The organism is Enterococcus sp. 1001283B150225_161107_E12, from assembly GCF_015556925.1.
Classification (GTDB): domain Bacteria; phylum Bacillota; class Bacilli; order Lactobacillales; family Enterococcaceae; genus Enterococcus_B; species Enterococcus_B mundtii.
The window spans coordinates 155,646-169,173 of record NZ_JADNNI010000001.1; the positions used below are offsets into that span (position 1 = coordinate 155,646).

The 13,528-nt window shown below is 38.9% G+C and carries 5 protein-coding genes; 4 read left to right on the forward strand and 1 reads right to left on the reverse strand.

Translation table 11 applies throughout. The annotated features are described in order from the left end of the window. Positions 1–220 precede the first annotated feature (220 nt). Positions 221–9,442: a QWxxN domain gene (locus I2F89_RS00595; RefSeq protein WP_195513225.1), complete on the reverse strand. Its 9,222-nt coding sequence runs from the start codon at positions 9,440–9,442 to the stop codon at positions 221–223. A gap of 502 nt (positions 9,443–9,944) precedes the next feature. Between I2F89_RS00595 and I2F89_RS00600 the strand changes: the two genes are divergently transcribed. The 4 genes from I2F89_RS00600 to I2F89_RS00615 all read left to right on the forward strand — a co-directional run bounded on the left by I2F89_RS00600 (position 9,945) and on the right by I2F89_RS00615 (position 13,508). Next, complete coding sequence (locus I2F89_RS00600) at positions 9,945–11,474, forward strand: AMP-binding protein (protein ID WP_195513226.1); 1,530 nt, start codon at positions 9,945–9,947, stop codon at positions 11,472–11,474. A gap of 175 nt (positions 11,475–11,649) precedes the next feature. Then, the gene (locus tag I2F89_RS00605) at positions 11,650–12,456 is read left to right on the forward strand and encodes a bifunctional hydroxymethylpyrimidine kinase/phosphomethylpyrimidine kinase (RefSeq protein ID WP_071867057.1); all 807 of its coding nucleotides are present in this window, start codon (positions 11,650–11,652) and stop codon (positions 12,454–12,456) included. Next, entirely contained in the window at positions 12,446–12,943 is a 498-nt protein-coding gene (locus I2F89_RS00610; RefSeq protein WP_195513227.1) for an ECF transporter S component, read from the forward strand. The genes I2F89_RS00605 and I2F89_RS00610 overlap by 11 nt, the downstream gene beginning before the upstream one ends. 16 nt (positions 12,944–12,959) lie before the next feature. After that, positions 12,960–13,508 carry a TIGR01440 family protein gene (locus I2F89_RS00615; RefSeq protein ID WP_071867059.1) on the forward strand — a complete coding sequence of 183 codons (549 nt, stop codon included), beginning with the start codon at positions 12,960–12,962 and terminating at the stop codon, positions 13,506–13,508. The last annotated feature ends 20 nt before the right edge of the window (positions 13,509–13,528 follow it).

The following is a 13,528-nucleotide window of genomic DNA, read 5'->3' on the forward strand; positions in this document are numbered from 1 at the left end:
GGTAGGTACGTTAGCGACATGGGGGGTGTCCCAGATTCTTGCCTACTTACTACTCGGAGATGTGTATTTCCGTTATAACCTATTTAAAATGGCATTTTTTGGTTTAGACAATCAAGAAGATCTACCTGTTCTTGCTTCCATCATTCTTTTACAACTAGGGTTACTGACCATCTTCTGAGAAAATCATGGTTATTGCCGGATTAACACATTTATTGGAACTTCATCGTTGAGATAGATTCAAATCGCTGCGCTTCATTGATTTATTCTTGCCAGACTTGGACGGATCATAAGGATATTGTTCCTTTTGATTCTTTTTGTACAATCTGAATGGGTTGTAGAAATTTTTTTCCATTTTTTGTTTTGTGATCGCTCCCTGTGTATTGGTAATAGTGCTAGCTGTTTTCCCATAAGTGATTGTGGTGTTGATCCCTCTTTTTTCTCTAGGATGTTCTTCACTCACTGGAGCAGAAGTTGTAGTCTTATTATTTTCAATCGTCTGGGTTTGTTCCAGCTGGATTTCTTTCTTATGTGCGGTATAATTCAGGATACTTGATAAGGCAATAGCAAGCATAAGATAACCAGACCCTAGTTGACTATTCGCTATGTCTCTTTTGTTTAGTTTTGCTTTTTCGAACGGTAATCCCTCAGCAAGACTTATAAGTAGGATTGTCACTGTTTCTGCATCAGTCATTTTGATATTTGCTTGTAGAAAAGGATCTGTTTTTAGTGCCTCTCTGACGCTTTCGGCTGATAGACCTGGTAAGTTGAGCTGTTTGGAAATTTGATCAACGAAGTCGTTAAATGGCTTTGATACTATTAGATTAGCCGCATCCTCCTTATATTCATCTAATACTTGTTTGAGACTAAGCATATCCTCACCTATGTCTGGTAAATCAAAGGCTAGCCAATCATCTGTGAGAGATACAAGGTGTGTTATTTCATGGATAAGGGTTTGCTTTACCATAGATTCTGTATCCTTGCCTTCCGCTAGAGCTGGATTTACATGAAAAGAATCTGCTAGAATAATAATTCGAGCCTCTGGATCGTAGCGCAAAACAAAGGCATTTGCTTGTGGCGGGGAGCTATACCGAGAGAGGTATTTTTTTGTTTTTTTTTGGTAAACTAAATTAGTCGATACTGTCAAAATATTATTAAAGCCAAAAGCAGACGATTGTTGAATAAATTGGTTCCCTTTTTCACACACTGATTTGAGTCTGTTGAGCGTTGCTCTCATGATTGCTTCCCTGTTTGCAACACCCTGCAATTCAAAGAATGGAATTAAGAGTTTGGCAGCCTCTGTATCCGCGATATTATCATGACTTAACCACTCGTCCGCTTTTTCTATAAACGCTTGAAAAACTGCTGAAGATTTTTCTACTTCTTCATTAAATTTATTGATAAATGGTTGGAGAAAATTTGGAAATGTAGTTGGATCAAGCCCTGTAAATACGCGATAAAGAAGCGCAGGTTTTTTTGGTAAAAGTAAGTTGATTCCGCCAGTGAGTTCATTTACTAGGCGCTCTTCTTGGTTTGTTAAGACTCGGTTGGGTAGTTCTGGGATAAAAGCAGTCAAAGGTTCAAGTTTGATGCTAAGATCGATCGTTCTAGCGATACTGTCTGCATATGGGACAGTATCTCGTAGTGCATTCCATTCTTTTTCCATTCCAGCTTTTGGTGGAAGAGTGTTATATTCAATATACTGAGGCGTTTTTTTGGGTGGTCCTTCAGCTTGTGAACTTGAAGAAGCGTCTTTTGACGTGCTAGGAATGACTTTTTCTTCGTATTTCTTCCTCTTTCCAGCCGTTAGTATCGCGTTTTTTAGGTCAATCATTTTTTTTTCTTCTGGTGTTTCAAAGCGAAATTGATTCATCTCAGGTTCAAAACGTAAAACTGTCATTGGGGCATTCGCATTTTTCTTTACTATAGAATAGCGACTTTCTTCTGCATCAAGTAATTGAATTGGGACATACTGATCCTTGATCTTGATGTAGGCGTTCTTTTGAGCATTCCACATCAATCCGTTTTCATCGGGTGGTGAAAGCGTGGTTGGGTCTTTCAATATTTCAGACTGATCCAGCTGTTTTTCCAGCGACTCGATGAGTTCTTTTGTCACCGTTTGGGATGAGGGTGGCTCAAACCCCCATTCGATCCCATTATACATTACAGGAAAGACTTTATTTCCTTCACACACGTCATAGCGAGTACCTTGACCATCAATCGTCGTCACTCGGACTGGAACGGTCTGTGCATTGATCTTGATATAATACTCAATTGGTTGATCTACTTTTGTGATCGTTAAGATGGTACCCTCACCATACCCTTTTGGATTTAAATTTTTTTCCTCTCCAAACGATTTATAAACAACTACTGAGCTTGTTAACCGTTTAACCAATTCAATTTGTTCAGGGGTTGAAGGAATAGGCCCTTCAAATACTTTCAATTGATCACCATTCAATGTATAGTAGCGACCAAAGACATCACCTGTTTCTATATTTGTCACCTGCAGATACAAGTGACCTTTTTTACGTTTAACAAAGATGTACGGACCATCTTTTGTCAATTTAGCTAAAACCATGTCTTTTTCCATTGATTTAGCCATCTTTGCCCCTTGATATTTTTCTAGTTTTTTTAGTAACAATTTCATTTCTTCTGTAATTAAATGTGTATATTGCAAATTGATCAATCGCTTGATAGCTATTTTTCCGCCGCCCATCAATAACTCAAATCCCGGATCTACGTAACGAGCACTGCTTTTCAATAAGAACTTTACATCAGTTATGGTAGGAAGAAAATGAGGAGCATTTTTTATGACTGATTTCATACCACCCGTTGCCATTGCTTTTGCTGTCCCTAAAGCAAATTTTGAAGTCACAGAGGTCACTTGGCCAAGGAAAGGGATCAAGAAAATAGCATCAATGGCACAAGACGTGGCTGCTTCACCTACATTTTGATCAATAATGCCGACGACACAATCATAAAACGGAATAAAGTGTTTAACGATATTCCATACTTTCTCCTTGATGGTTTTATCGTTTCCAAAATCATACAAAAGCTTGTATAGTATATCTTTGTGTAGATGAGCAAAATAATCGATTAACGGTTGATTATCGATTCCTTGACTGAGCTTCTTCTCTTTATTGATCTCAACAGTAAAGGTAAAAAGTTTATCTCCAATGCGAATCTTATCCCCTTCTGCTTGATAACCTTGGCCCCAAACTTTTTTGTTGTTGAATAAACCAAAGTTAAGGTAGAGTAATGGTTTTTTATCCACACGATAGATAATGTAGCCACCTTCATCTGGTAGCTTTTTCAACGCATATAATCGTTCTTCTGTCCCATTTATCGCCACAAATAAATCGGTTTGATCGAGAGAAAGAGTGGTGTCTAACCATGTTTCACGTCGAGCAAAAAAGACGGGAGGCATCACTCCAGGACCAGAGGGAGCGTAATAGTGCACTTTATTTTTTAATTGAGCAGTTGCGCCGTAAATTTGAGTAGTAGGAGAAAATATAAAATCGTATTCTACTAGATTCATCGTATTAAATGAAAATTCAATGATCTTTTGATCAAAGCTGAAATAAGTTTCTGACACCTGTTTTGTCAAGCTTGTATAAGCAACTTCAATATTTACAGGAGTGTATAGACTTGGGCATGGGCTACCTCCGCCTAGGTAGGTTTCCCCTATGCCAAAGGTTGACTGTGCACCAAGCCGTACGCATTCCTGGACGACCTCTTCTGTGATCACTTGTTTTCGTCGCCAGTTGATCATCGCTGCTTGAAAAGTCAAAAATCGCTTTTGGACTTCTTCTTGAAGTTGTAAACTCAGTTCATGCCGCTTTTGCCAATACCCTAGAAAGACTTTTAACGCATAGCCTTTATAATCTCCGGTCTTACCTGCTTCTCGTAATCCTTCTGGATCGAATTGCGCTGTAGCAATCAACGCTGCTATTAAGACATGATTCAATTCGTCCAGAGTTGAAATGCCTTGTACACTAATCGTCTCGCAGAACGCGGCACCTAATTTACGAATCTCAGTTTGATTGAACTGGCTGATGTAGCCTTCATTATCAAGTAATTTCGATCCGACCAGCTGAACCAATGAGCCAAATTCAGAAATCAGTAACTCGTCTGCTAACTGACTCGTCTCAAGAAAATAATTCGGTAATGTTTTTTGAACCAAAAGAATCCACATTTTTTTTAAAAGTATCAAAGATTCTTCTGTTGCATTAGCCGTGCGTAGTTGACCAAATGAGATAGTGCCTGTTTTAAGCATCTCGTCGATCTCAAACAATTTCCTTAGCTGACCGATGGTAAAGACGGATGGATTTGACGAAGCAAGGATATTCTTAGCGACATAGGCTTCGATTGAACAGCCTAATATATTTTCAAAAATCCATTTTGTTACCGTTAATTCTGCATTTTTGTGACTGATTACTTCGCTTGTTTCACCACCATATCGGTTCATGGCTCTTAGAATGACTTTTGCAATCTCTTGGGTTTTGTCAGGCATTAGTGTGATTCCCGCCCCATCTTGTGAAAACCATTTGGCAAAAGCAATCAATATATCCTCTTTTGCTGCTTTATCAGGAAGTAACTTTTTGTCTTGAAAGAAACTTTCGATTTGCTTTCTGATGCTTAGATCACGCCATTCACGGTCTTCTCTAGTACCAAAGGATTGATCGATAGGAGCAGGCGCGGGAGTGATTACTGGTACAGAAGTTATCGTTGGTGGAGCAGCCATTTCTAAGGTTTCCACGGCCCATTTGACGAATGCTTGTTGCAGCTCATTGTTTGAAAGTCTTTGTGCTTGTCTTGCGCCTAGAATCATTACGACTAATTTTTTGATTTTACCGAAATCAAGTATTTCTTCTGCCGTTCCCTCTTTAAGTGTCCAATAAGATGCCACTCTTACTAAGTTATCTGTATCGTCAGTATCACAAGGATATCCCTCAGAAGTTAAGAAATCAGCTATTTTTTTAAATGTTGCTTCCACTTGTATCGCAGATCTTCCGAATGTATCAATTTCTGCTTGCCCGATTATTTCCGTACTTTGTTCGATGTTGTTTTCAGAAATAAATGCTTTCGCTTTTTCAAGTATTTCTTGATTTTTGCTAGCTTCTTCTGTTCCATAGGCAAAACATATTTTCTGCATATCAAAAGTGAAATCAAACTGCGCATTATTGTTAACCCACTGAAGGATTACCGCATACGCCTTGTTAAGGGTTAAATCCTCTTCATTAACGTTGTATTCTTGCAGAATGATTTTTGCCGCTTTTTTTACACGTTCAACCATGTGATAATAGTTTGGTTCGGAAAGTATCCAGTCTTCCAATGCTTTTGTCAAACCTTCGGTTTCTTGAGGTATGGTCGGGACTTTTTGTGTAAGAAGATAGTTTCTAACCCCTGGATTGACGGAATACGTTTCTTCCTGTTTATCGAAAATATTTTTATAATAGACATATGGAATGATTGGTTTTTCAGTAGAAAGTTCGGAATTATACCCCCTACTAAAGGCTCTATAGATTTGATCACTGTCCTGTTTATGTTGAAAGTTACTGATAACATATGGAGATTCTGGAGGAGATAATTTGTAATAAATCGTTTGTTCATCCGTGTCTTTATATGTGCCACCTTCAAGTAATGTATTCATTTTCCATTGCATATAAATTGCCTGCATTTTTCTTGTTGAAAGGACCTCTCCAAATCTCATAAACTCCACACGATATTCTTCCAAGATCATGTACGTGAGAAATTGCATCTTTCCCGCATCGACACTATTTTCAACTTCCCATTCTTCCCCTACCCATTTGTCCACTTCGTTAATCAATTTCTCAGACGTATCGAGTTCGCCAACAATATTTTGCTGGCGTAGGTATTTCCTAATTTTTTCTTTGACTACATGCGTTCTATAGATATTTTGATAAATTGAAAAAACAAAATAGCAATTCGGGATATTCTGTCTATCTGCCTCCGAGGGTTGCCTATTATTGCTAATTTCTTGCACGATTCTCTTGATTTGTATCAAATCCTTCTCTTGAGATGAAAGAGAAGGATTCACCGTTTGATCCGTAGTTGCTATCTCATCAACTTGTGGGGATTCAAGTAAAGGAATCGTTTTTATATTTTTAAAGTTGGCAGCAATAAACACGTTGTTCGTTCGCCATTGTAAGAAAATCGCATTTACTTCTGCATCCGTCAATTTTGTCGCTGGACGTCTGAGTGTATCAAGTATGACATGTGCGATTTTTCTCCTTCGAATCAATGACTGATCAGGACTTTCTTCACTTTCCAGTGAGGCCAGCTCAATGAAGGTATAGCGTATGACTGAGTCGTTTAATTGACGGAAATCCCCCTCTTCATGAGCCAGATAATCTTTCACAGCCCCATTGATTGTTTCAGTTTGGCTTCGCTCTTCAAAAATGATCGAATGATACCAGAATGGCATTAGTATGACATGTGGTATCAATGTATTGTACAAGTATCTCGTGTCAAGATAGGAGATAGTCCATAATTTTAATTTGTGTTCTACATCTATGTGCAGTTCCTCATATGAAAATAATGGCGCTTGTAAACTTTGAGCAGTTTCATACAATGAAGTTCCTGGGTAGGGATTATCTGTTCTTCCCCCTGTACGTTTTTGGATGAAGTGTTTCTCGCTTTCTTCTTTGAAATTGTAGCCCTTAAAAGCATTGTTATAGCGCCATTGCATAAAAATAGCGATTGCGCGTTCTTCCGATAAGTTATGGGCAGATAACCCATGCTTATCAAGAATCGTTTTGGCAATTTGAAGTCTCCGCGCAATAATCACCGCATCTGATCGACCTCTACTAGCGAAATTCTGCAAAACTAGCGAAAAATCATTTGGTGCTAGTTCCGATAATTGGTTTAATTCAACATACTGGCTACTAAGTTCTCTAATAATGAGGCCGTTGACTTTTTCAGTTTCTTCCCTTTTATCAAATAACTCTGAATCAAACCATATCGGAGGTAAAGGCACAGAGGAATTGTCTGGTAAAGGCTGATTCTTCAAATGAGCCATGACTATTTTATTGACGACTGATTGTTCTTCTTCTGAAAGCTCTCTCGTTGATTTTAACGATACTTGCGCACTGATGTCATAAGGTAAAAGTTTCTTATGCTCTAAATGAACTGATTGGATAGGATGTAGGTCTATTAGACGCTGTTCGGTAAATGGAACATGTTTTAGGGCGTCGTTATGAAGCCATTGGATGAAAATCGCAATCGCACGTTCGTCGGAAATCACCTCATCCTTCAAACCATAACTTTGAAGGATGAGGTGAGCGATTTGAAGTCTCTTCTCCAGTATGCTAGTACTTGACATCCCTTTACTTCCCCATTTTTGTAAGGTAAGGAAAAAATCTTTGGTCGACAGATCATCAATCAAACATAATCCGAGATATTCACAAACATTCTCTTTCATTCTATTTGTAGCGATTTCAGTTTTGGTACGCTGCTGATAGACATCTAAGTCAAACCACATGGCGTTTATTGGTTCTTTTGGTGGAATAGGTAAAGGCTGATCTTTCATATAGGCATCCATTGTTTGGTCAAAGAAGGCTCGAGTTAGTGCTGATATTGCTACGGCTGAGTTCAGTGGCGTTTGACTAGCATCATAAGGGCGGACATCAGGTAAGGAGGATGAACTAATTGTTTGTTGATTGGCTGGATCCAATGATTTAGGTTCGTGAAATGTATAGTACTTAAAGGCATGATTATTTCGCGCTTGTAGAAAGATTTTGACTGCTTCGATATCAGTAATCCCATCTACTTTTACGTCATAAGCTTCTAAAATGAGTTTGGCTATCTTTTGTCTTCTTTCTAGGACTTGTTCGTAATCACTTGGGTCCTTTGAAGTTCCCCATTCCTGAAGCCCACGAAACAATTCTTTTGTGGAAATACTATTCGAGAAACAAACGGCATCAGACAACTCGCAAAGCGATTTTCTGAGGGTATTCATTACTGCATCCACTTTATATCGCTTCTGAAAGAGCACTAGATGAAACCAAAAGGGTGTCAATTGTTTAACAGTTATTGAAAGTGAAGGTTCAATATTCACGTAACGCTTTAGTACCTCATTGACTGTTGCTTTTAGTTCCACAGAAGGTTCTTCTTCCATATAATTCATTAAAACACTCGTACTAGAGGCATAAGGTAAAAAGTGATCAGTCGGATTTTTTTTAGGTATTGGTAACGCTTCTGCTCCAGGAAATATCTGAAAGTTGCTCTTTTCAAAGAATTGATCGATTCGTTCGTTGAATTTTTTTGCTAATTCTAATAATGGCGCTGCGAGATATTCTTCTTCTTCTTCCAAAATCGGTGCGTCAGTTGCTTGGTCGTTCTTGGGTGCCTGATCTTGGTGGCTCATAGATGGCTGAGGTTGTTCACTCATGAGTACTTGAGGAAAATATGTTGCCCCAGCGCCCCTTCTACTTTCTTTTTGAGCATGTTCAGTTGCAAGATGTTCCGCTGAGAATGTCCGTGCTAATACTGTAAAAAACGTTGATAATACGCTCTCCACTGGTGGTTCACCTGAACCAGTCGTGTGACTACTATTCTGGTATTCGTGAAAAAAAGAAGTGAAAGTATCTGTTAAGTTGTCCCAAAAAGAGGTTGGCAGGAACGGCCGAGTATGATTGTTTTCGCTGTGACTACTTGAAGGTTCCGCGTCATGATCATAGTAAGATGATAGAACCATACGAGCAATATTTTTTGACTCACGTTGGATCTTACCCAAGTCTACTTTATTCCTTGAATCTTTATTTTTAAAAGAAAAATGCTGGATTTCTTGCTGATCGTCTTTTGCTTGTTCTCTTAATTGAAGTGATTTTGATTTCGCTTCTTCACAGATCGTATTAAAATGATAGAGTGTATGATTTTTCTTCTCCCACAACCCATACTCAAGTACGGACATGGGCGTGACGGTGGTATTACACTTATCGATCTTTTCCAGATTATGAATGGTTTTATGGACCTGCAGTGTCCAATGGTGTGTAAATTCAGCTAAAGAAATAGGTTCTTGTAAGGTTGCATTTTTTACAGGATCAGAAAGGTATTCAGAAGCATTGATCGGTTGTGCTGGTTGAACGAGGGTCGTATTGACACTCGAACGAAAAAAGAGTGAATGGATCGTGGTTTGATTCACATTTGTTTCTAATGGACCAATCTCAACTGTGGTATCGGCTTCAAAAGCAGGCCTACTTGTACGAAGTGCTCTTGGGGGGACCCCTCTCATAGCAAAAGAATCAGCAATGACTAATAGTTGAAGGAAAAGTAATGGAGACCATCTAATTTGTTCTGTTAGCTGAGTATTTGCAGTACTAGCGATGAAATTTGCTATTTCTTGCCTTGCATCTGGATTGGACTTTTTATTGCGCTTATTCTCAAATGTACCGACTACTTTACGATGTTCCTCGATTGGCATTTTTTTCGCTCCTTTTCAATACAGCTGATTAATTAAAATGGTATATCTATTATTTTAGATTATCTTGTAGGAAAAATAACTGATTTTAAGTACTATTTTTTTGAAAAAAATAAAAAAATGTCGAAAAAACCCTTTGTTATAAGCTTTTTTATTTATATGTAATAGAAAATTGTTATGTATTAACAAAGCTTCCATTTAATTATCTGAGTGATAAAATATGAAAGGTATAGAAGTCTATGGTATATTTTTGTTCATAAAAATTCATTAGTAGGAGTTTCCCCTCTTAGTAGTTTAAAAAATTGAAAAAGCGATGGGGCAAGTATTTTCTCAAAAGATCCCCTCTTTAAGTCATATCAAGTGGATGTGTAGTTTTTTCTCGGTCTTTCTCTCGATTCGATAGATAACTTTACATCCAGGTTTTTCTGTTATTTAGTTTGAGGATATGCTATCATAAATTAGACTTTGTACATTTATTAACAAATTTATTTATGGAGCGTGAAAGATGGAAACAATCGACTATACCCCACTTAATCTTTATACGAATTTTCAAGAAGCTGCTGAACGCACACCTGATGTCCCAATGATTTTTGATCAGGCATTAGTGGCTTATCCGGAGCTTGGTTTTAAAAGCACTTACAAGCAATGTCATGAATTAGTAGTAACGCGTGCCTATCAACTCGCTAGTTTAGGTGTGACACTTGGTGATAAAATCATGATTTACAAAAGCTCTGCTTTTGATACCTACTTGATGGCCGTTGCTGCGTCTTATCTAGGTGCAGTTCCTGTCATGCCTTCCTATCATTTGCCAACAAGTACCTTAGAAGTATTTGTTGATCGTTTGGAAGATCCTTTTATCTTATTCGACGAAGTGACAAGTGAACGTGTTGCAGGAATCACTAATGGTACAAAGAGCAAACAATTAGCTGTAGCTGATTTGCTCAAACAACCCGCAACTCCTGTGGAACAAAAGAAATTAGATAATGATGAAATCTCTTATATGACTCACACTTCTGGCACGACCGGCATCCCTAAATTGATTTGCCACTCTGCACATTCAATGGGTTGGCGGACAAAGTGGCAAAAAACGGTATTTACTAAGATCGCCGAGAAGAAATTAGTCGCTTTTCATATTTCGCCGGTTCATTCACGATTCAACATCGGCATCTCTTCTCTTATGGCGATGGGCTTTCCGATGATGCCAATCGCAGATCCTCAAGGTGAACATGTAGTGAAACTGTTAGTAGAAAATCCACCAATTGCTTTAGAGACACATCCAAATAACTTTGTTCAGTGGAGTTTCACTGCAAGAGAGCATCCAGAAGCTTTTTCAGGTATTCGCTACTATCACTCTACATTTGATGCCATCAACAATCAAACAATGGAAGTATTCCTTCAAACGTCAGCAACAAAAGAAGCAATCTTTTTGCAAGTCTACGGACAAAGTGAATGTGGACCGATGATTTTGAAAGCTCATACGTTGGAGAGCTTAAAAACAAGTGATGCACGTGATATGGGGGTCGGTCTAGGTGACTTGACCAAAGCAAGAATCGCTGATGAAGAAGGTAATGAATTACCTGCGAACACAGATGGTCATATCCACTTGTTATCAAAAGGTCGCGCATTGACTTATTATAAAGAAGATGCTCGTTTCCAAGAAAATGTGTATGGTGTTTGGTGGGATAGTGGCGACTATGGTTGTATCGACGAAAATGGCCATCTGCATTTGAAAGATCGTCAAGTTGACTTGATCGATACGATCAACAGTACTTTAGCGATCGAAGATTATTTGTTGGATTCATTGGAATTTTTAGCTGAAGTCGTCATCGTTCGCGATAAAGACAATTCACCACAACCAATCATTGCTTTAGCGCCGAATCAAGAGATGGATTGGGATCGTTGGTGGAACCAAGTCCATGAATTGCCACGTTTGAATACATCGATCATTCGTGCTTACGAAGATATTCCAAGAACAGCAACCATGAAAGTCCAACGGTTACAAATTGAAAAGGAATTTAAAGAAGCCAATAAATAATTACTGATCCAGTGGTTCAGGCAAGTACTTTTCCTCTAGTGAGGAAAGTGCTTGTTTTTTTTGTATATAGTTTTCTTTTCCCTCTCCGACTTAAAGTGGCTGACCTGATAATCTGCCAATTGGCTGTTTTTCTTTTTAATGGAACAAGGTATACTCTTTTTGTGGAGGGATGAAAGTGAAGAAAATAGTAACGATTGGCGGTTCTGATCCGTTTGCTGGTGGCGGCATACAGTCCGATCTAAAAACATTTGAAAACCATCATATTTTTGGGATGAGTGCATTGACCTGTATCGGAATGCTTGACTCAGATGGTTCGTTTATATTAGAGACGATCCCGCCTGAATGGTTAGCCAAGCAGTTAGATTCGATTCAACGTATGACAGATTTAGATGGGATAAAAATTGGCTTATTGCATTCATTGGAAGCCATTGACGTTGTGAAGGATTTCCTTACATATTTTGAGGATATTCCCATTGTGATCGATCCTGTGTTTGCCTTTAAGGAAACATCAAATACCTTGAATCAAGCCTATATGCAAAAAATGATACAGGAGTTATTTCCTTTTGCGGATATATTGACCCCAAATTTGAAAGAAGCCTCCCTGCTCTATGGTCAACCAGTTCAGACATTTCTCCAAATGATCGATTGTGCAAAATATATTCATTCACTTGGTGCTAAGAACGTAGTGATCAAAGGTGGCACTAGGATTATTGGTAATGAAGCACTGGATGTTTTATTCAATGGAAAGGAAACAATTTCCTTTAGGCGAGAAAAGTTAGAAGAACAGACTGTCAACGGTGCAGGATGTACGTTTGCTTCCGCGATTGCTGCAAATCTGGCCTTAGATTATCCTTTGGCAGATGCGGTTGCCCGGAGTAAGGCTTTTGTTTATGACTGTATCTTGAATGGTGTCATGATGAATGACCAAACAGGAAGTGTTTGGTCAAAAGGAAAAGGAGTGGAAATAACGAATGAATACTAAAAAAATTGCGATTTATGCCATGCTGACGGCTTTAACTGTGGGGATCTCTTTGGTCATCTTGATCCCAATACCTGGAACCAACGGATTTGTCACCTTATGTGAAGTCGGCATTTATACCGCAGCTGCCCTTTTTGGTCCGATGGGTGGATTGATCGTTGGTGCAGGAAGTGGCTTGTTTATTGATTTATTATCCGGCTATCCCCAATGGGCGATCTTCTCTTTATTGATCCACGGCTTACAAGGACTGGTTGCTGGCTATTTTGCAGGTAAAGGTTCTGTACGTTGGGGCATTGGGCTATCACTTGGTACGATCATCATGGTGGCAGGCTACTTCTTTGCTAGTTGGTTGCTTTATGACTGGCCCGTCGGTGTCGCATCTTTACCAAGTAATTTGGTCCAAAATATCGTCGGTATCGTGGTGGCGATTCCACTTATAAAGGCATTGATGAGTTTACCTCTGCAACAATCAACGGTAAAAAACAAATAAAAGGAATGAATTGAAAATGGAAGTATCAAAAGACAGTTTCAAACAACAATTATCTGAAATAGTTTCTGACGTCCTCGATGAAGCCAATCTTAAAGCTGGCGATCTATTCGTTCTAGGATGCAGTACTAGTGAAATTGTTGGTGGACATATTGGTAAAAACTCAAATGCAGAAATCGGACAATGGGTCATCGAAACATTGAAAGAACAATTAGACCCTCTTGACATTTCGTTAGCAGTCCAAGGCTGTGAACACCTTAATCGAGCATTAGTCGTCGAACGTCCAGTAGCGGAAAAGAAACAATTTGAGATCGTCTCTGTCATTCCGGCACTCCATGCAGGAGGTGCCTGCTCAGTTTCAGCATTTGAACAATTCAGCGATCCCGTCGAAGTGGAACATGTCGTTGCTCAAGCAGGAATCGACATCGGTGATACTGCGATCGGGATGCACATCAAGCATGTTCAAGTGCCTGTACGTCCTCGTTCTAACACATTAGGTCATGCGCATGTCACTGCTTTACGGTCTCGTCCTAAATACATTGGCGGACCTCGCGCGCAATACGAATAAGAAAAAACTACGAACGAATA

Excerpts from the sequence above, each read along its gene's own strand:
- I2F89_RS00595 (WP_195513225.1), bottom strand. The coding sequence starts at position 9,442 with ATGCCAATCGAGGAACATCGTAAAGTAGTCGGTACATTTGAGAATAAG.
- I2F89_RS00600 (WP_195513226.1), top strand. The coding sequence starts at position 9,945 with ATGGAAACAATCGACTATACCCCACTTAATCTTTATACGAATTTTCAA.
- I2F89_RS00610 (WP_195513227.1), top strand. The coding sequence starts at position 12,446 with ATGAATACTAAAAAAATTGCGATTTATGCCATGCTGACGGCTTTAACT.
- I2F89_RS00615 (WP_071867059.1), top strand. The coding sequence starts at position 12,960 with ATGGAAGTATCAAAAGACAGTTTCAAACAACAATTATCTGAAATAGTT.